We start from the raw sequence: 18,445 nt of genomic DNA on the forward strand, positions 1-18,445 counted from the left end.
GAGTGTGCGGTGAGTGCGGAACCGAGGTCGTCATCGCGGCCCGCGCAGGACCCGGTCGAGCACGTCCCACCGCCCGCGGAGCGTCCGGGCGCCCACCCGGGCGCGGGCCGCGAGGGCGTAAACCGTCGCGGCCGGCGTCCTGGCCAGCAGGAGCCGGTTGCTGACCGCGAGCCGGCCGCCCCATTTGGTCTTGTGGGACTCGGCCCCGCGCAGCAGCGACATCGTCGGCCGGCCCAGCCCGTGCGCGAGGCCGAGGTCGGTGCGGAGCAACAGGGTCACGACGTCCACATGGGCGCGCAGGTCGGGATGCGTGCCGTACAGGTAGCCGCCGACGAAGTCCTTGCCCACGACCGCCAGGTCCACCGCGACGATCCGGCCGTCGAGCTGGTATTCGGTCAGCCGCGCCTGCTGCTCGTCCACCAGCCGCCGGGCGGCGCGGGTCAGGTGGGCGTGGAAGCGCGGCCTGGTGTGCTCGACGTTGATGCCCCGGCCCCGCCATTGCAGGGCGTGCAGGTCGAGCAGGCGGGCGACGGCGTGCTCGGCCTCGGCGGCCGGTACGTCCCGTACCTGGATGGGGGCGTCGTCCACGCGTCTGAGCTCGCGGCGCAGCTTGGTCCCGTTCTTGCCGGGCAGCCCGGCGAGCAACTGGTGGAGGGGGACGCCGGGCAGTTCGACGCACGTCGAGGCGGGCAGCCGCCAGGAGCGGCCCGGCCAGGCCGCCACGAGCCGCTCGGCGTCGGCCCCCGGCCGTACCTCGGGCAGGTCGAGCACGTCCCATCCGGGCAGCCCGGCCAGAGCCCGGCCGAGCGCCGCCGGGAGATCGGGGTCACCGTCCTCGATCAGGACGTCGGTGTAGTCGGACTGATCGCCGCCGAGCGGCCGCAGGACGCGCAGCCCCGCCCGGCGTACGGTCATGACGGGGGCGGCGGCCACCAGCCGTCCCCGCCGGCGCAGCAGGACGGCACTCAGGTTCGTGCCATGGCCGTAGGTCTCCCACCACGACGACAGCCAGGCGTGCGACTGGAACGGCGTCGCGGCCGGGGAGCGGTCGTGCAGGTCGGCCCACTCCCCCGCCAGGGCGCGCAGGCGGCCGGAGCCGGTCACGATCTCGGTGGCCAGGTCCGGGGCCTGGCGGATGGTGGTCGTCATGCCGACGTCGTCTCGACCGGCCGGCGCGCGGGGGCGGCCTCCTGGCCGTCCCGCCGCGGCCCGGCGGGGACCGCCATCCAGACCAGGGCGGCCAGCAGGAGGCCGGCGGCCGTGCTGACGGCGGTGGCGAGCAGGGGTTGGGGCGAGCTGGGCGACGCGGGCGGCACGGCCGGGGCGAAGCTGGACAGGCGGACGCCGGTGTCGGCGCTGTGCCGGTTGGCGTAGGCGGTGAGCGCGCTCGCCGCACTGTTGGCCCGCCTGGCGGCCTCCTCGGGGGTGCCGGCGATGGCGGCCAGCCGGATCAGCGGCGCGTCGGGCGAGGCCGACGCCTGGAGGGTGGTCCGCAGCAGCTCGCCGTCGGCCAGGTAGGCGTCGCCGTTCCCGGCGAGCAGGCCGGGGTGGACGGTCACCCTGGCGTAGGCCTGGGCGAAGTCGGCTTCCTGCGTGGGAACGCCCTGCCGCGCCGCGCTGACCACCGCGTAGGCGTCGGCGGTGTAGACGGGCTCCTGGACCAGCGAGTACGTCAGCCCCGCCCCCATGCCGATCAGCGGGAGCGCGAGCAGGGACCAGGTGCGGAACGCGCCGGCGGCGCGCTGGACCGGGTGAGTCATGACAGCCTTTCCTGGTGGCGCCTGGTGAGCAGGCGGTCGTAGAGGTCGTGCAGGCGCCGGGCTTGCCGGCGCACGTCGTAGCGGTCCAGGGCGAGGGGCGGCGGCAGGCGCGTGCGGGGGGCGTCCAGGAGCGCGGCCAGCTCGGCGGCCAGCCGGTGGGGCGGCACCCGGCGGGCTCCGGGCGCCGCTCCGGGCGGCAGGTCGTCGATCGCCGGGCACGAGCCGTACAGCACGGGCAGGCCCGCGGCCAGCGCCTCGACGACGGCCAGCCCGAACGTCTCCTCCTGCGACGGGGCGGCCAGCACGTCCATGGCCGACAGCAGGGCCGGCACGTGCGCGGTCTCCCCGGCGAAGACGACGCGCCGCTCGACGCCGAGCCGCGCGGCCAGGCCGCGCAGGCGGGGGTGTTCCGGCCCGGCGCCGACGAGGAGGAGCACCGCGCCGTCCAGCCCCGGCAGCGCCTCGACGAGCAGATGGAAGTTCTTGCCCGCCACCAGGCGGCCGACCCCGCCGACGACGAACGCCTCCGGCGGGATCCCCAGGCTCAGCCGGGCCTGGCCCCCGGCCTGCGGATCGTGGCGGAAGGCGGCCAGATCGACGCCGTTGGGGATGGTGACGACGCGCGAGGGCGGCAGTCCCCAGCCGTGCAGCCGGTCGGCCACGGTCGGCGAGACCGCGACGACGGCGTGCGTCAGGCGGGCGGTCGTGCGGTAGAGCGTGCGGATCGGGCGCGTGACGGGCCGTCCCTCGATGTGCCGGGCCCCGGCCGAGTGCTCGGTGGTGACGACGACCGGCACGGCGGCCAGCCGGGCGGCGAGGGGCGCGTAGACGCAGGCGCGATACAGGTGCGCGTGCACGACCTGGTAGCGGCCGGCGCGCATGAGGGCGGTGAGCCGGGGCAGCGCGCGCAGGTCCCGGTTGCCGCCCATGCCCACGGCGCGTACGGGCGTCCCGCCGGCGCGGATGGCGTCGGCCAGGGCGCCGGGCCGGGTCAGGACGGCGACCTCGCTGGCGCAGTCCATGTGGGGCAGGAGCGTCCGCAGTTGCTGCTCGGCCCCGCCGGCGGCCAGCCCGGTGATGACGTGCAGGACCTTCACCGCGCCAGCCCCCAGCGCAGCCGGTGGCAGGCGGTCTTGGCGAGCAGCCGGACGGCGGTGTCGCGGTCGCCGACGTAGCGGCGGGGCAGGGCGTGCGGCCCGGCCAGCCTGCCCGGACGGACGGCGCAGGCGTGCTCGTACCCGGCCTGGCGGACGGCGGCGATCTCGCGGGCGGTCAGCTCGCCGTAGGGGTAGGCGAAACCGGTGACGGGGGTGCCGAGCACGTCCTGGAGCATGAGTTTGCTCGTGGTCAGCTCGTCGGCGAGCTCGCCGGGGGCGGCGGCCGGCAGGTGGAGGTGGCTGCGGGTGTGGGAGCCGATCTCCATGCCGGCGGAGGCCACCCGGCGCAGCGTGGCGGCGTCCATCAGGGGGCGGGGGGCGACGTCGCGGTCCCAGGCGTTGTGGCCGCCGATCCGGCCGGCGACCACGTACACGGTCGCGGTGAAGCCGTAACCGGCCAGCAGGGGGACGACGTCGGTGGCGAAGTCGGCGTAGCCGTCGTCGAAGGTGAGCCCGACGAGCCTGCGCCGGTCGCCCGGGTGGTTCAGCAGTTCGCGTACCGACACGCCGCGCAGCCCGCGCCGGGCGAGCCAGCGCAGGTGCGTGGCGAAGCGCTCGGGGGTGACGACGATGTCGAAGGGGTCCTCGCCGCGTTCGGCGACGGAGTGGTACATCCAGATGAGCGGCAGCGCGCCGATGCGCGTGCTCATACGCGCTCTCCTTCCCTGACGGTCGTGACGGCCCTCCGGAGCGGCGACAGGCCGAGTCGATGGAGACCAGCCAGCAGGAGCGCGGCGGTCACGGTGATTCCGGCGGCGTTGGCCAGGGCGATGCCGCCCTGCGCCATGCCCGGGACGAGCGCCGCGGCCAGCGCCGCGGTCAGGGTGAGGCCGGCGGCCATCGCCAGGGCCGGGTACCACAGCCCGCGCCCGCCACCGGCGCAGAAGTAGGCGCGGCAGACCACGCCCACGACGGTGTGGCCGAGCAGGCCGATCGTGTACAGCCGCAGGACGTGCTCGGTGGCGGTGGCGGCCTCGTCGTCGAAGGCGCCGCGGTGCAGCAGCACGCCCACGATCGCCGGCGCGAAGGCGAGCAGCAGCGCGGCGGCGGTGACCGTGACGGCCGCCGCCGTCGCCAGGTCGCGGGCCAGCAGCCGCCAGGCCCGGCCGGTGTCCCCCGCGGCGATGCTGCGGGCCAGGTGCGGATAGGTGACGGTGGCCAGCATCAGCGAGACCACCATCGGCACCTGGGCGATCTTCTGGGCGTAGTTGAGATGGGAGATCGCGCCGGCGGGCAGGTCGGCGGCGAGCACGCGCTCGACGAGCACCTGCCCCTGCCGCAGCAGCGTGAAGGCGATGATGGGCAGCAGCCCGGCGACCGGCAGCACCAGGCGCCGGGGCAGCCGCCGGGGCAGCCCGACCCGCCGAAGGTACGCCGGCGCCTGCATGCCGACCATGAGGACGGCGCCCCCGGCGACGCCCCACGCGGCGGCCCGCACCCCGAGCGAGTCGTGCCAGACCGCCAGGCAGCCGACGAGGGCCACGTTGTAGGCCAGGCCGGTGGCCGCGGGCGGGCCGAAGACGTGATGGGCCCGCAGGGCCGCGCTGGCGTACCCCGCCAGCGCGAACGGCAGGATGCAGCCGCAGCAGATCCGCCAGCACTGCACGGCCAGCCCGGCCTGCGGGAGGCCGGGGGCCAGAGCCGCCACCAGCCAGGGCGCGCAGGCCGCGGCGCACACGGCGACGGCGGCGAGCGCGGCCGACAGGGCGGGCAGCGTCCGTTCCACCAGTGCCGCGCGCTGCCCGTCCCCGGTCGCCGTGCTGAACAGCGGGACCAGCCACAGGGCCATCGCCCCTTCGATGAGCAGCGGCGCCGCGGTCTCGGGGACGGTCCAGGCGACCAGGAAGGCGTCGGTGTCGGCGTTGGCGCCGAACAGCGCGGCCATCAGCAGGTCGCGTACGTATCCGAGCGCCGAGCCCGCGCCGACGAGCATCGTGGTGAGGGCCGCGGCGCGCAGGTCTGCCGCGCCCCTGCTCAGCACGCGGGCCGCCGCGACGGGAGCGCGGCGGCGCCGGTCCATCCCATCGCCAGGCCCAGCATGACCGACATGACCAGGCTGGTCGCGCCGCCGATGTCGGCGTAGGCGAAGTCCACCGCCAGCCAGGTCATGAAGCCCGCGGCGGCCAGCCCCGCCGGGCGGGACCGTCCGGGCCGGGTGAGCGTGCGTACCAGGACCCCGCCCACGAGCAGCGCGAACGCCGACAGGCCGACGAGCCCCTGCTCGCTGAGCACCAGCAGGTACATGTTGTGCGGGGACAGCAGGGGCTGGCGGCGGTAGCCGCCGGCGGCGTCCTCGATGTCGCTGCCCGAGGACAGGGCCAGCGGCGCGTACGTGTCACGCCAGGCGGCGAACCCCTTGGGGCCGACGCCGGTGACCGGGTGGTCCTGCCACATGCGGGCCGCCGCCTGCCACAACTGGTACCGGTCCGACACCGACCTGTCGGGCTGGGCCACCGAGGAGGAGATGGAGGCGACCCGCTCGGCGACGATCCCGCCTGCGGCCCCGCCCAGGAGCGTCAGCAGCACGGCCCCGGCCACGGCGGCGACGACGGCCCGCGCGGCCGGCCGCGCGCCGCACAGCACGAGCATCACCGCCACGGCGCAGGCCACGGCGAGCCAGGTGCCGCGGCTGAGGGACATGACGAGCGGCGGGCAGAGCGCCGCCGCGGCGATCAGGGCGGCGGCGCGCCGGGCCGGGGCGCCGGCGAGCGCGACCGCCAGGGCGATGATCAGCCCGAAGCTGACCATGCTGGCCAGCGCCATGACCTCGCCCGCGCCGAACGTGCCGACCGCGCGGATCGGCCGGCCCGCGTAGGACGCGCCGCTGCCCGTGAGGGCCTGCCAGCAGCCGAGCCCGGCCTGGACGAGCGCCACCGCGGCGACCGAGCCGCCCACCAGCAGCAGGTCCGACCGCCGCCGTACCGCCACCGTCACGGCGACCGGGACCAGGACGAACACCTGGAGGAACCGGGCCAGGCCGGGCAGCGCGAGCAGGACGTCGGACGCCGCGAGGGCGGCCGCCGTCGCCGCGAGCGCCGCGGGCGCGACCAGCAGGGTCCACCGGCCGGGACGCGCGCCGCCGCGCGCCAGGCTCACCGCGACGGACACCAGCAGCGCCACCGACATCAGGTCGGCGACCTGGGGCTGGACGACGTCCGCGGCGTGCGGTCCGGCGGGCACGCACACCGCGATCACGGTCAGCGCGGCCCAGAAGCTGGGACGGGCCGGCAGGCGGCCCAGGGACGGCAGGAACGTCCTGATCACGATCGTCCCGGCCACAGCAGGCAACCGACCGTCCGAATCATGATCTTGATGTCCCGGCGCAGGGACCAGGTGTCGATGTAGTGGTTGTCCAGCCGCGCCCGGTCCTCGATCGAGGTGTCGCCCCGCAGGCCGTGGGTCTGGGCCCAGCCGGTGAGGCCGACGGGCAGCCGGTGGCGGCGCCCGTAGTGGTGGTCGCCGCGCGAGAACAGCTCGACGAAGTGCGGCCGCTCAGGCCGGGGGCCGACCAGGCTCATGTCGCCGCGCAGCACGTTCCACAGCTGCGGCAGCTCGTCCAGGGAGCAGGAGCGCAGCAGCCGGGCGGCCCGGGTCAGGCTGGGATCGTCGTCGATGCTCCAGCGGGTGTCGGACTCGCCGGCGCGCAGCGGGGCGAAGGTGCGGAGCTTGACGATCTCGATGGGCGTCCCGGCGAGCCCCACCCGGACCTGCCGGAACAGCACGCCCGGCCCGCCTTGCCTGCGCAGCAGCACCATGCAGGCGGCCAGCACGGGGGCGCTGACGACCAGCCCGGCCGCCGCCAGCACGACGTCCAGGGCGCGCTTGAGCGGCCAGGACGCGCGCCGCTGCGGCAACGGCCGCATGCGCAGCACCGGGAACCCCCGGATGTGCTCGCCGGCGGGGACGAAGTCGACCAGCACGCCGCCGGGTTGCGGCGCCAGGTACACCGGGTACCCCGCCTGCCTGGCCTGCTGCGCGAGCCGGTGGGTCTGCTCCTCGCCGCCGGGAGGCGGGGCCAGGACGACCACGCGGGCCAGGTGCCGGCGTGCCATGGCGAGCAGGGTCTCCGGGTCGTCCACGATCGGCGCGTACGGGGCCTGGCCCAGCACGTCACAGGCGCCGCCGACGGGCAGCAGGCCGTACTCGGTGTGGCGCAGCAGGGTCAGCGCGAGGTTCCTGGCGTGCGCGCCGGAGCCCGCCACCAGCGTGGGCACCCGTGCGCCGCGGCGGCGGGCCTGGCGCAGGACCGCGTAGACCAGCCCGCGTCCCGTCAGCGTCAGCCCGAGGTAGGCGACGACGACCCGCGCCGACTCGCCCGTCCAGGCGATCAGCGTCGCCTCGTGGTCCAGGGCCACGACGGTCAGCGCACCGGCGATCGCGGTGGCGCATCCCCCGCGCCACATCCATCCGTCCATCACGGACGGCGACAGCCGGATCCGGTACGTGCCGCCCGCCAGGTTCAGCAGGACGAGCAACCCCGCAGCCAGGAAGGCGAGCAGCGCGCCGTAACCGGCGTCGAGGACGGGCGCGGCCAGCGCGGCGGCGTCGACGCTCGCGTCGGCCAGGGAGCAGATGGTCCAGCATGTCACCGGACGCCGCCGGCCGGGGGCGTGGCGGGGGGCGCCTCGCTGCGACAGCAGGATGCCCTTTGACGGGGAGTGCGGGAAGGGTTCCTCTTCCCGAAGGGGTGTGACCATATCTGCTCCATTGCGAAAAAACAACGGCGATCAATTCAGAGCGTGATATCCACGAACAGGGGGTGGATATGGCTGTCCTACTTATCGCGAAAATTCGCTCATCTTTGGCCTCCATTCTGATAATCGCCCTGATTCGCGGGCAGCGACCAACTTACTTGGAGCGTTCACGGGTATGGCCGTGTGTACGGGATGGCGTCCCACAAAGATTGAGAATTTTCAGGTTCGCGAAGCTCTGCTATTTGTCCCGGTTCGCCGCTCAGGTAGCGATGACGATCTTTGCCGGGCCATGGCGGCGCTATGACACGGCCGGACGGGCGGGACCGGGCGGCGGCTTTCGGGAGGTCCGCAGGGGTCCGCGCCCGCCCCTCGCCGTCCGCGGGCGACCCGATGACGTAGACCGAACGAGCATTACCGCCACACTTGGGGAGCCGGGCGGCTACGATCCCCAATCGCCACTGGCCCCCGTCCACCGATTTCAGTACGTTTTCACTGGTCCCTACGGAAGCCCCCCATGCCGTCATTACGTTCGCGTGAAGACAACTCGCACGACGGTGAGGGCGACAGCCCGCCGCCGCGCCAGGACCACCCGCGTGCCATCGTGGTCGAGACGGTGCTGAGCACTTTGGCGGGTGTGATCGTCACCCGGGTTTGGACGGATTTCACCGCATTCGTGGAGCAGATGCCCGGCGGCTACTACGTCGGGGTGTCGCTGCTCACCGGGGTGGTCTTCCTGACGATCTGGGCCGCTTCGAGGCTGAGCCCGGCACGGGTCCGGGTCGCCGCCGCCGAGCGGGGCGCCCGCCTCTGGCGGTGGATCTGGCGGAAAATGCCCCAAGGCCTGCGCCGGGCCGCGCGGGCGCTGCGCCTCAACCGCGTGGCCCGGCTGCTGCTGGCGGCCTACCTGGCCGCCGTCGCGGGGGCGTGCGTGGTCGCGGTGGGCGCGGGCGGCGTGTGGGCGTACCGGCGGCTGGGCCTCGGGCAGTGCGACTCCCCGCAGGAGCTGACCGTCATGACGGCGCCGGAGAACGTGAGCGCGCTGCGGCTCAGCGCCGAGGAGTTCGTCAGGAGCCGGTCGGAGCGCGGTTGCGCGTTGCACCGCGTCTCGGTTTATCCGGAGGCCTCCGTCGAGGAGCTGGCCTACGGCTTCGAGAACGACTGGCAGCGGGACGGCTACAACCAGAACGGCGACCCGTACACGCGGCTGCTCACGCCGCGTCCCGACCTGTGGGTGGCGACCACGGCGGCGGAGATCGGCCTGGTGTTCGGCGGGGACGACAAGGCGCGGGCCGCGCCCGTGCGGATCGAGCCCCTGGGCGACGCGGGCGCCGATCGGCTGACCCTGGCGGTGTCGAGCTCCCGTTACGGCGTACTCAACCAGATCCTGCCCGCCCGCGGTCCCGGCCGCGGTCTCGACGTGGCGCTGGCGGCCGCCCGGCGCAGGCAGCGGATGCGCCTGACCTACCCCGAGCCGAGCCTGTCGGTCGCCGGGCTGGTCGCCGCCGCGCGGGTCGTGGACACCGACAGCGGCAGGGAGATCGCCCGCAGCGCAGGTCTCGGTGGCACCGTCGCGGAGACCTTGTGCCGGTTCCGCAAGGGGCCGGAGGGCGAGCGCGACGACCTCGCCTTCCTCGTGCCGTCCCGTGCCGTCGTGGACCTCAATGCAGGTCTGCCGGGCTCGACCCCCTGTCCGGGCAGTCCGCTGAGCGGCGGCGACGCCCTCATGGACGTCAAACCCGAGGCAGGCACCCTCATCACCCATCCGGTCTACGGGGTGAGCTGGCCGGGGGACGTGTCCACGCGCATGGAAGCCGTACGCGACCTGGCGGGCTGGCTGGCCCGGACGCGGCCGCTCGACACGCACCCCGGCCCGTTCGGCAGGGCGACGCAGGACGACCTGGGCGAGGTCCGTGAGCGGATCGACGCCAAGCTGCCGTCGGTGAGCGTCCAGGTGGCGCTGGACGGCTCGGGTTCGATGGCGGAGTCGCCGTCCTCGCTGCTGGCCAGGATCCGGGACGCGCTCTCGGCCGTACGCGGCTCGCTGGGCAATGACGACCGGCTGTCGGTGAGCCTGTTCCACCGTCCCGAAGACGGCGGGCGGGTGGTCAGGTTCGATCCCGAGGTCTACCACCGGCGGGACTGGGACCGGCTGCTGTCCCGCCTGGCCGAGGTGCCGCGCGGCGCCAGGGACGCGCCGATCTCGCAGGCGTTGAGTGACCTCGGCCACGAGCTCGACCCGCCCGGCAGGCCGGTCGTCGTGATCACCGACGGCGGCCCCTTCAGGTCCGACGAGAAGGACGACGACAAGGTGGCGCGAGCCGTCGAGCGGGCGGCGCGCGACGCGGACACCGTCCTGGACGTGCACGTCCTCGTGGTCGGCGACGCCGCCTGCCCGCCCGGACTCGGACCGGGGCCCGTCCCCGCCGGAGGGGTGACCTGCACCGCCGTGGCCCACAACAACCTGGAGGACGCCTTGCGCAACCTGATCTCGGCGATCAGAGGGCGGCCCTGATGGCCGGCCGGCCGGTCGCCGAGCGGGTGGTGGCGGGCGTCGCGTTCCTGGTGACGGTGTGCCTGCTGGCGTACCTGCTGGTGGCCGACCGCACCGCCCGGTCGGACCGCGTGTGCCCGCCCCACCTCCAGCAAGGGCTGCGGGTGGCGGCCGGCGACGACATCAGCGCCAGCACCTACCGGCGCGAGCTGTTCGACGAATGGAACGCCCACCACCAGCCCCGGGTGACGCTGGTGGAGATGGGCGAGACCACCGACGACGAGCGCAAGGAGATGGTCACCGCGGCCCAGGCGGGCCGATGCGCGTACGACGTCCTGGTCATGGACGTGGCCTGGGTGCCGGAGTTCGCCCGCAACGGCTTCCTGCGGGAGACCTCGCTCACCCAGGAGGAGCGCGCGGCGTTCGTGCCGCAGGCCCTGCGCACCGGCGAGGTGGACGGCACCCAGTACGCCGTCCCCTTCGGCACCAACGTCCCGCTGCTGTACTACAAGTCGGACCTGCCCTACCCCCGCACCCTCGACGAGTTCCTGGGCCTGGCCTCCCGGCACCGCTACGCCGCCCAGCTCGACGACTACGAAGGCGGAACGGTCAACCTGCTGGAGGCGATGCTCTCCGGCGGCGGCCGGATCATGCGGGGCGACCGCGTGGTGCTGGACGAGCAGGACAACGCGGACAAGGCGCGCTCGGCGCTGGAACGTTGGAGCGCGATGACCCGCGCCGTCCTGGAGGACCGTCCGGACTACGCGGCCCTTCAGGAGCGTACGAGCATGCGCGAGTTCCGCCGGCCGGACGTCGGCTACCTGCGCGACTGGGCGTTCTCCTTCCACGAGCTGGCCGCCGGCCCCGCCCTGCACCCCACCCCCGGGACCCTGCGCTTCAAGGTCGGCAAGTTCCCCACGCACGGCACCCTGGGCGGCTTCAACCTGGCCATCGCCAAGGACTCCCCGCACGCGAAGGAGGCGATGGAGCTCATCCGGTTCCTGACCGAGCAGAGGCGCCAGAGCAGGCTGTTCGCCTGCGGCGGCTATCCCCCGGTGATCGAGGCCGTGTACGCCGAGTTCCGCGACCGGCCGACGGCCTGCCGGAAGACGACCACGGACCCGCCCGGCGACACCGTCGGCCCCCGGGAACTGAGCGCGCTGGCCGGGGCCATCCACGCCGGTCTCCAGGACACCGTCACCCGGCCCGCCTCCCCCTACTATCCGGCCTTCAGCGAGGTGTTCCGGAGCTGCGTCCGCCAGGCGGTCCTGAAGGGCCCGGACGCCCCGCCGATCGACTACCCGGCCTTCGCCGCCGCCCTCCGCGACGCCCTGAACGGCCGTCCCACGGACCAGAACGCCTGCTCAGGCTCCAGCTGAACCGTCGCGCCCCGCGCCGGGCGCGGGCCACAACCACCGGGCGCCCAGGACGGCCGCCAGGCCGCCGACGACGTTCATGGCCATCTTGATCAGGGAGGCGTCCCAGGGTTCCGGACGGCTGAAGTCGCTCAGCAGCAGGAGCATCATGGGCATCCAGATCGACCAGTACGTGTAGTTCGCCGCCCGGTAGGTGTGCGCCAGCACGCCCGCGCCCCCCACGCACAGGGCGGTGACCACCGCCGACGGATGGCCGAGCAGGATGAGCGCCGTGATCCCGCTGCCGAGCACGTTGCCCAGCAGGCGCTTGGCGTAGCGCGTGCCGGTGGCCTCCGTGGTGGGCTGCAGGGTGTTGAGGATCGACGTGACCAGCCAGTGGCCCTCGGCGACGTGCAGGCCGAGCACGGCCATGAGCGACATGGACGCCCCGACGAGGACCCCGAGCCGGGCCGCGTGCCGCCGCCGGCGGGGAAACGGCTCGGGCGGCAGACCGGTCGCCGACAAACGCCCGAGCACGAGGACGACGGCCGCTCCCCACACCGCCCCCGCCAGCTGGACCGTGCCCGGCAGCGCGATCAACGCCCGTCCGGTCGTGGCGGGAGTTCCCATGATCGCTATGAGAAGGGCCGCCAGCGCGCCCGTCGTCCCCAGGAGCGGCCACAACGCTCCGGCGACGGCCGCCGCGGTCACGCCCGCCGCCAGCAGCCAGGGATGGCCGGTCGAGAGCCAGGCGAACACGCCCGCGCAGGTGACCGCCGCGGTTCGGACGAGCATGAGCGGGAGCAGGCGGAAGGGCGCGGGGTAGAGCATGAGGGTGGTGGCCAACGACATGGCGGCGCCGTACGCGGTCTGCCCCAGCGCGGTTCCGGCCAGCAGCGGCAGCATGATCGACACGCCCGCCACGAGCCCGGCCGGCACGTCCGGCTCGCCCTCGGGCCGCAACAACTCCCAGGCCCGGTCGAACCGCCGGAACACCCACCGCAGAAGCCGGATCAGAATGCCCGCCGGACGAGGGCGAAGGGTGCCGGTGGGATGGAAGCGGAGGGCGCGCGTGGGATTGGGGCGGAGGGCGCGCATGGGATTGGGGCGGAGGGCGTATGTCCGGCGGGAGCGGAGAGTGCGTGCCGGACGGGAGCGGGCTGTGCCGGGCGTCGGCCTGCGGCCCATGGCCCCTCCAGGGGCGGGCGGGCAGCCGGGGATCCCCGCTCCGAAGGTCGGCGCGCCTCTTGGGGCGCGGTACGGACTCCGCTGCACCCCGCCGGGCCGGTGACCGAGACGTCGCGGCAGGCGGTGCGGGCGTACCGCTGGACCGTCGCGGCGCCGAGGCGGACGAACCGTGCCCGGTGGACCTCGGCGTGCACGAAACCCCGGGTGCTCGAACGTGGCGGCATCAGTAGACCTCTCTCCCTCCCGGGAAAGTGATCGGCCGAGCCCGCCCCGAAACGGACCGCGAACCGCCTTTGCTCGAACTATTCCTCGATCAGGACCGCACAGCGTCCCGTCCGCCGGCCGTCCGCGTCCCGTCCCGCCCGAAGCGCCTGTGAAGCTGTGGTCGGCAACCAAGTATGAAAAACCCTCATACATTCCGCCTTATCCAGAAATCCCACCCGCTACCTGCGCAACCGTGCGGCTCCTAGCGTCTACGGCATGAGAGCAATGGTTGCAGAACGCCTGGGCGGACCCGATGTCCTGACCCCCGCCTACCTTCCCGACCCGGTGCCGGGCCCCGGCCAAACCCTCCTCGACGTCGAGGCCGCCGGTCTCAACTTCGCCGACGCCGAACGCCTGCGCGGCACCTACTTGCCGCCACGACTGCCGTTCATCCCCGGCGGCGAGGTCGTCGGCCGTGCCCCGGACGGTCGCCGCGTTGCCGCCCCCATCGACCCCGGGGTCCTCAGCGAGCGCAACATCGCCGTCGGCGGCCACTGGCTGGGCGCCCACCTGCGCCTGCCCGGCAGCCGTGCCGCCGCGCCGCTCCACGACCTGCTCGCCCTGACCGCCTCGGGACGCATCCACCCCATGCTGGGCGCCGAGTACCCTCTCGACCAGGCCGCGACCGCCCTCACCGCCCTGACCAACCGCTGCACCACCGGCAAGGTCATCCTCCGCATGGCGTGAAGCCCTTCTGCGACAGAAGCCCGCTTTGCGGCAGTCGCCTCGATGCGTGCGGCCGGGACGGGGCTTGTGGGCGACGATCGCAACCTGTAGGTTGCGATAAATGGCAACCTACAGGTTGCAAAAGGGGAGGCATGGGTTCGGACGCGATCGAACGTGTGGTGGTGCTGCGGCACCCCGCCGAGCGGGTGTGGGCCTGCCGAAGGCTCTTGCGGCGGTTCGGCTCGGAGGCGGAGCGTTCTTCCGTTGGGACGGCCTCCCAGAGAGTGACGCACCCCCAGACGCTTGTGGACTTCACCCTGCGCGCTGGACGTCACCCAAACGAAGGAGTCAAGAACCATGAACAAGCCTGAATTCACAGCCGGCCTGAACATCGCCATGAAGATCCCCAAGGCGCAGTACGAGGCCACCGTGGCCTTCTACCGCGACACTCTGGGCTTCGACGTCAAGGAGGACGACGTCTCCTACGCTCCGACCGTGTCGAGAACTCATTCGGTGCGGTTCGGGCCCAATACGCTCTGGCTGGACTGTGTCGACAACTACAGCCGGCCCGACCTGTGGCTGCAACTGCACACCGATGACCTGGACGCGGCAACGGCCAAACTGGCCGACAGCGGTATCCACCCGTGTGACGAGGTCGAGCCCCTGGAGGGTCTCGATTCCAGAACCCACTGGATCAAGAACCCGGCCGGTGTCGTGCATCTGCTCGCGGAATCCGGCTGATCCCGAGGTCGCGATGAGGCGTCCCGTCGAGGTGAGCAGCCACCTCGGCGTCGACACCAGGGCGCGGGCCTGGCGACAGGCCGTTTCCGGGCCGCGGGCCGTACGGCCCCCAGCGGGTCAGTTGCGGACGGCTCGTTGCAGGACGGCTTGGATGTGATCAGGGTCGGCGGGGGCGTTGTCGAGGAGGAGTGCGGTGCACAGTCCGTCGGAGGCCGCGACGAGGGCGGCGATGGCGGCAGGGTCGTCGGTCAGCGTAGTGGCGAGTTCGGCGATGTTCTCCCGCCAGCGGCGTGCCACGGGTCGCAGTGCGGAGCGGCGGGCGGCCAGGGTTGCCGGCTCGCGTTCGGCCAGGGCGCGTTCACGCCCGGGACCGGCGGACTCGGCGATGAGGTGTGCCAGGCCGTTGAGCTTGTCGCCGGGGGTGTCGATGATGTCGCGGATGCGGGCGGTGTAGGCGTCGGCGACGCTCGTGAGGGCGGCGCCCATGACCGAGCCGGGGCGGAAGCGCCGGGCGACCAGGGGGCCACCGATGGCGGCGGCGAACATCGCCAGCGCCGGTGGTCCCATCCAGAGCCCCGCGTCGAAGGGTGTGAGCCCTTCGACGAGCTGGAGGTACCGCGTGACCAGGTACATCGAGCCCCCGCGCTCGCGACGGCGGCCACGGAGGGCGAGGTCGTCCGGCCCGGCCGGTTGCCCTACCCGCCGCCCAAGAGCACCCGTGGCGCGGCCCGGGCGAGGCCGCCTTGCTCGACGCCGACGCGGTCGGTGGGGCGGTCCAGCGGATGGAGCAAGGCCGATCCAGCGGAATGGCCTACCTCGCGCAGCGCCTGGCCGATCAGGGGGTGCTACGTCCGGACGTCACCGCCGACCAGGCCGCCGACTTGCTCTGGCTGCTGACGAGCTTCGACAGCTTCGACCTGCTGTACACCGGCCGAACCCCATCCGTCGATGAGGTCGCAAAGACGCTGATCACGACCGCCGAGCGCAGCCTGTGCCGACAGGGAGCGTGGCCCTGGCGGCCTGGCAACCTGGGCTTGTCACGCGAGCGTCTGCGCAAGACTGAAGCCTTACCTTCCGCCTTTCCTGTGACACAGAATTCGTATTACCTGTCCCACTGCCTGCCGTGCCGGGAAGACGCCCAGCCCGCCATCGGGCGGACCGGAGCCGACTCGGCAACGTTATGTGTCACATCAGCGCGGGAGGCCCCAGGGCGGCGATAACTCCGCCTGACCCGACCCACTAATGCCGTTTTCCGTTCGGTTGCAGCTCAAGCCGCCAAAACGACCCCCTCAACCGCCGCAGTCACCGTTTCCCCAGGACGTAGTCCCCCCACAGGGCCACACTCCGGTGATCTGCCCACCGTCCCTTTCCGGCTTATCTTGTCTGCCCCTCGAGGAGAGCCCTCACCTGCGGTAAAGCTTCGTCAAACCCCGATTGACGCCTGCTTCCGGAGGAAGTATCCGGCTCTGCGCCGAAACGGGGGATGGGCGATGACCGATCAGCTGCTGGGAGTATGGTCCGAGGTCGGCACGCTGCGTAAGGTCATCGTGCACAGACCTGAGCTCAGCTTCCACCGACTCACTCCCAAGAATATGGAAGAGCTGCTGTTCGATGACATCCTCTGGGTCGAGCAGGCGCAACTGGAGCACGACGCCTTCGTCGCGGTGATGCGCGAGCATGGTGTGGAGGTGTTCTACCACCAGCAACTGCTGGCCCAGGCGCTGGACGCGGACTTCGAGGCCAAGCAGCACGCCATCGAGCAGACCGTCACGCACCTGACCGTCGGGCCGTCGCTGGTCGACGTCGTTCGTGAGACGCTGGCCGGTTGGAGTGGCGAGAAGCTGGCCAGGCACCTGATCGGCGGGCTGACCAAAGAGGAGTTCGGCATCGCCGACCTGGACGTTCACTCCCTGGTCGCGGCCTCGGCGGACCCGCGCTCGTTCATCTTGCCGCCGCTGCCCAACTCGCTCTACCAGCGCGACCCGTCGGCCTGGTTGTACGGCGGGGTCTCGCTGAACCCGATGTTCTACCATGCCCGCCTGCTGGAGACGATCAACCAGTCGGTCATCTACCACTACCATCCGATGTTTGCCCATGAGGACTTCGCCTTCTGGTATCCGTACGCCGGCGAGGACGAGCGTTTCAACGAGGAGTCCTACGGCATGGCCGCCATGGAGGGCGGCGACATGATGCCCATCGGGAACAGCACGGTGGCGATCGGAATGAGCGAGCGCACCAACGCCCGTACCATCGAGCACATTGCGGTCTCGATGTTCGCGGCGGGCGCGGCCGACCGGATCATCGCGGTCCACGTTCCCAAGAGCCGTTCCTACATGCATTTGGACACGGTCTTCACCTTCCTGGACGTCGACAAGGCCACCGCCTATCCGCCGTTCCTGGACACGGCCACCACTTATTCGCTGCGTCCAGGCGACAAGGAGGGGACGGTGGAGGTGCACCGCGACGCGAGCTTCGTCGCCGCGTTGCAGGACGCGCTCGGGCTGACCCGCCTGGAGGTCATCCCGACCGGCGGCGACGATTACCAGATGACCCGCGAGCAGTGGGACTCGGGCAACAATTTCTTCGCCGTGGCGCCCGGCGTCGTGATCGGCTACCACAAGAACGTTTTCACCAACCGCAAGCTGCGCGACCACGGCGTCGAAGTGCTGGAGATAGAGGGCTTCGAGCTGGGTAAGGGTCGCGGCGGCGCCCGATGCATGACCTGTCCTATCGAACGCGACGCCATCTGAGCAGCGCGGCCGGTCAAGGAGGTGAGCGAGGCCGTCTCCGACGCCGACGCCAACCGCGCCGTGAGCCTGGCGCTGCGGGTGGGAGAGTTGCTGCTCGCCAACGGCGAGGGGACCGAACGCGTTACGGCAACGATGCCGGCGATCACGCGAGCGTACGGCCTGCGCCGGATCGAGGCGGATGTGAACCCTGTCGGCGCTGACGCTGTCGCTCGTTCCGGACGACGGCCGCCTGCCGGTCACCGCTGAGCGGCGGTGGTCCGGTGGTGGCACTGGCGGCGGTCATCTCCGGAATCGGCACCATGCTGGCCGTCGCCGTCAAGGCCGGGGTGCTGCTGTATCGCGGGAGGTTGAAGCTGAGCCTGGGCGACGTGCAGGGCGGCTCACGCTATCTCGTCGAGGCGTTGTCGGCGGCGTTGGGCATCGGAGCGAGTGTGATCTTGGGGATCGACGTGCTGCGTGCTCTGCGTCGTCGCGACGTGACCCGGCGGATCCGCCCGGCCGCCCGCCGTACCAGGGGCTATTGATCTGCCGTCGATCCACCCGATTCGCCTATTGTTACATTGGGTAACTATATAAACGCTTTGAGTGCTTTTCGGACGACCGGGGGTCATGGTGAGCCTGAACGACGAATGTCGGCACGAGGGCGTCCGATGAGCAGCCACCCGGCACTGCTGCTGTTCCTGGCCCTGTTCGGCCTCTACAGTCCGGTCGCGGCGCTCGCCTCCTACCTGCCGATCGTGCGGCCCTTCGACCAGGGGCAGGTCCTGCGCCTGGCCGTGGGGCTTGCGCTCAATGTCGTCGTGTTCGTACTCCTCGCGCTCTGGGTCGGCGAGCCGCTCCTGGAACTCCTCGGCATCAGCACAGCCGCCCTCACCGCCACCGGAGGCATCGCCCTGGCCTTCGCCGCCATCCCGTTGATGCTGGGCAAGGCGGGTGTCGTCGAAGAACTCGACAAAGAGCCGCCCGATGAGGAGCCGCAGGCGGCCGCGCCGGAGAACGTGAAGTCCGTGCTGTTCACGCCGGTGACCTTTCCGCTCACCGTCGGAGGGACCACCTTCGCCTTTGCCGTCGCCGCGTCCGCCTCCGCCGCGACCCTCCTGGACAAGGCTTTCCTGTCGCTGGCCGCAGCCGCTTTCGCCGCCGTCACGGGAACCACCATTTACGCTGCCGGGCATGTGCAACGGCGCATCTCCCTGAAGGGCGCCATGCTGCTGGATCGCATCGCCGGCATCCTGCTCACGGCCATCGCCGTCATCCTTCTGGCGAACGGTTTCACCGATCTCGTTTCCGACCGCCTTCGGGGCTGATCCCGGTTCGTCTCTGCCGCGCGGCTGTTCATCCTGAGCCGGGGCACCCTGTCGCGGTGCCGGCCGGCTCGT

Annotated in this window: 18 protein-coding genes; 9 read left to right on the plus strand and 9 right to left on the minus strand. The window is 72.4% G+C overall.

Going from position 1 to position 18,445, the window contains the following annotated elements:
* Nucleotides 1-30: 30 nt before the first annotated feature.
* Genes ACIHAD_RS37545 through ACIHAD_RS37575 form a run of 7 tightly spaced genes read right to left on the minus strand, consistent with a single transcriptional unit; the run spans nucleotide 31 to nucleotide 7,614 of the window.
* The gene (locus tag ACIHAD_RS37545; protein WP_397359488.1) at nucleotides 31-1,149 is read right to left on the minus strand and encodes a GNAT family N-acetyltransferase; all 1,119 of its coding nucleotides are present in this window, start codon (nucleotides 1,147-1,149) and stop codon (nucleotides 31-33) included.
* A complete protein-coding gene (locus tag ACIHAD_RS37550) occupies nucleotides 1,146-1,760 on the minus strand; it encodes a hypothetical protein (RefSeq protein WP_397359489.1) in 615 nt (204 codons plus the stop codon). The genes ACIHAD_RS37545 and ACIHAD_RS37550 overlap by 4 nt, the downstream gene beginning before the upstream one ends.
* A complete protein-coding gene (locus ACIHAD_RS37555) occupies nucleotides 1,757-2,857 on the minus strand; it encodes a glycosyltransferase (RefSeq protein ID WP_397359490.1) in 1,101 nt (366 codons plus the stop codon). Before ACIHAD_RS37555 ends, ACIHAD_RS37550 begins: the two co-directional genes overlap by 4 nt.
* On the minus strand, nucleotides 2,854-3,567 hold the full coding sequence (locus tag ACIHAD_RS37560; protein ID WP_397359491.1) for a polysaccharide deacetylase family protein: 714 nt from the start codon (nucleotides 3,565-3,567) through the stop codon (nucleotides 2,854-2,856). Before ACIHAD_RS37560 ends, ACIHAD_RS37555 begins: the two co-directional genes overlap by 4 nt.
* Nucleotides 3,564-4,937: a lipid II flippase MurJ gene (locus ACIHAD_RS37565; protein ID WP_397359492.1), complete on the minus strand. Its 1,374-nt coding sequence runs from the start codon at nucleotides 4,935-4,937 to the stop codon at nucleotides 3,564-3,566. Before ACIHAD_RS37565 ends, ACIHAD_RS37560 begins: the two co-directional genes overlap by 4 nt.
* Nucleotides 4,892-6,196 carry an O-antigen ligase family protein gene (locus ACIHAD_RS37570; RefSeq protein ID WP_397359493.1) on the minus strand — a complete coding sequence of 435 codons (1,305 nt, stop codon included), beginning with the start codon at nucleotides 6,194-6,196 and terminating at the stop codon, nucleotides 4,892-4,894. The genes ACIHAD_RS37565 and ACIHAD_RS37570 overlap by 46 nt, the downstream gene beginning before the upstream one ends.
* Nucleotides 6,178-7,614, minus strand: coding sequence for a sugar transferase (locus tag ACIHAD_RS37575; RefSeq protein ID WP_397359494.1), 1,437 nt, complete (start codon nucleotides 7,612-7,614; stop codon nucleotides 6,178-6,180). Before ACIHAD_RS37575 ends, ACIHAD_RS37570 begins: the two co-directional genes overlap by 19 nt.
* Nucleotides 7,615-8,125: 511 nt before the next feature.
* Here ACIHAD_RS37575 and ACIHAD_RS37580 point away from each other — a divergent pair.
* Entirely contained in the window at nucleotides 8,126-10,123 is a 1,998-nt protein-coding gene (locus tag ACIHAD_RS37580) for a vWA domain-containing protein (RefSeq protein WP_397359495.1), read from the plus strand.
* On the plus strand, nucleotides 10,123-11,481 hold the full coding sequence (locus ACIHAD_RS37585) for an extracellular solute-binding protein (protein ID WP_397359496.1): 1,359 nt from the start codon (nucleotides 10,123-10,125) through the stop codon (nucleotides 11,479-11,481). Before ACIHAD_RS37580 ends, ACIHAD_RS37585 begins: the two co-directional genes overlap by 1 nt.
* Here ACIHAD_RS37585 and ACIHAD_RS37590 read toward each other — a convergent pair.
* A complete protein-coding gene (locus ACIHAD_RS37590; RefSeq protein WP_397359497.1) occupies nucleotides 11,467-12,453 on the minus strand; it encodes an FUSC family protein in 987 nt (328 codons plus the stop codon). The genes ACIHAD_RS37585 and ACIHAD_RS37590 overlap by 15 nt on opposite strands.
* Before the next feature lie 672 nt (nucleotides 12,454-13,125).
* On the opposite strand from ACIHAD_RS37590, the gene ACIHAD_RS37595 reads away from it, so the two are divergent.
* Nucleotides 13,126-13,596 carry a zinc-binding dehydrogenase gene (locus ACIHAD_RS37595; protein WP_397359498.1) on the plus strand — a complete coding sequence of 157 codons (471 nt, stop codon included), beginning with the start codon at nucleotides 13,126-13,128 and terminating at the stop codon, nucleotides 13,594-13,596.
* A gap of 336 nt (nucleotides 13,597-13,932) precedes the next feature.
* Nucleotides 13,933-14,316 (plus strand): VOC family protein, encoded by a 384-nt coding sequence (locus tag ACIHAD_RS37600; RefSeq protein WP_397359499.1) that lies wholly within the window; start codon nucleotides 13,933-13,935, stop codon nucleotides 14,314-14,316.
* Between the two features lie 117 nt (nucleotides 14,317-14,433).
* On the opposite strand, the gene ACIHAD_RS37605 is transcribed toward ACIHAD_RS37600, so the two are convergent.
* Nucleotides 14,434-14,949, minus strand: coding sequence for a hypothetical protein (locus ACIHAD_RS37605; RefSeq protein WP_397359500.1), 516 nt, complete (start codon nucleotides 14,947-14,949; stop codon nucleotides 14,434-14,436).
* Nucleotides 14,950-15,059: 110 nt separating this feature from the next.
* Between ACIHAD_RS37605 and ACIHAD_RS37610 the strand changes: the two genes are divergently transcribed.
* From ACIHAD_RS37610 to ACIHAD_RS37630, 5 genes are all read left to right on the plus strand, one after another.
* On the plus strand, nucleotides 15,060-15,536 hold the full coding sequence (locus ACIHAD_RS37610; protein ID WP_397359501.1) for a hypothetical protein: 477 nt from the start codon (nucleotides 15,060-15,062) through the stop codon (nucleotides 15,534-15,536).
* A gap of 270 nt (nucleotides 15,537-15,806) precedes the next feature.
* Entirely contained in the window at nucleotides 15,807-17,066 is a 1,260-nt protein-coding gene (locus tag ACIHAD_RS37615) for an arginine deiminase (RefSeq protein WP_397359502.1), read from the plus strand.
* 21 nt (nucleotides 17,067-17,087) lie between these two features.
* Nucleotides 17,088-17,312 (plus strand): threonine/serine exporter family protein, encoded by a 225-nt coding sequence (locus ACIHAD_RS37620; protein ID WP_397359503.1) that lies wholly within the window; start codon nucleotides 17,088-17,090, stop codon nucleotides 17,310-17,312.
* Nucleotides 17,313-17,326: 14 nt separating this feature from the next.
* The gene (locus tag ACIHAD_RS37625) at nucleotides 17,327-17,590 is read left to right on the plus strand and encodes a hypothetical protein (protein ID WP_397359504.1); all 264 of its coding nucleotides are present in this window, start codon (nucleotides 17,327-17,329) and stop codon (nucleotides 17,588-17,590) included.
* A gap of 126 nt (nucleotides 17,591-17,716) precedes the next feature.
* Nucleotides 17,717-18,373 carry a MarC family protein gene (locus ACIHAD_RS37630; protein WP_397359505.1) on the plus strand — a complete coding sequence of 219 codons (657 nt, stop codon included), beginning with the start codon at nucleotides 17,717-17,719 and terminating at the stop codon, nucleotides 18,371-18,373.
* The last annotated feature ends 72 nt before the right edge of the window (nucleotides 18,374-18,445 follow it).

Origin of the sequence: Nonomuraea sp. NPDC052265, assembly GCF_044547985.1 — a bacterium.
In the GTDB taxonomy this organism is placed as follows: Bacteria; Actinomycetota; Actinomycetes; order Streptosporangiales; family Streptosporangiaceae; genus Nonomuraea.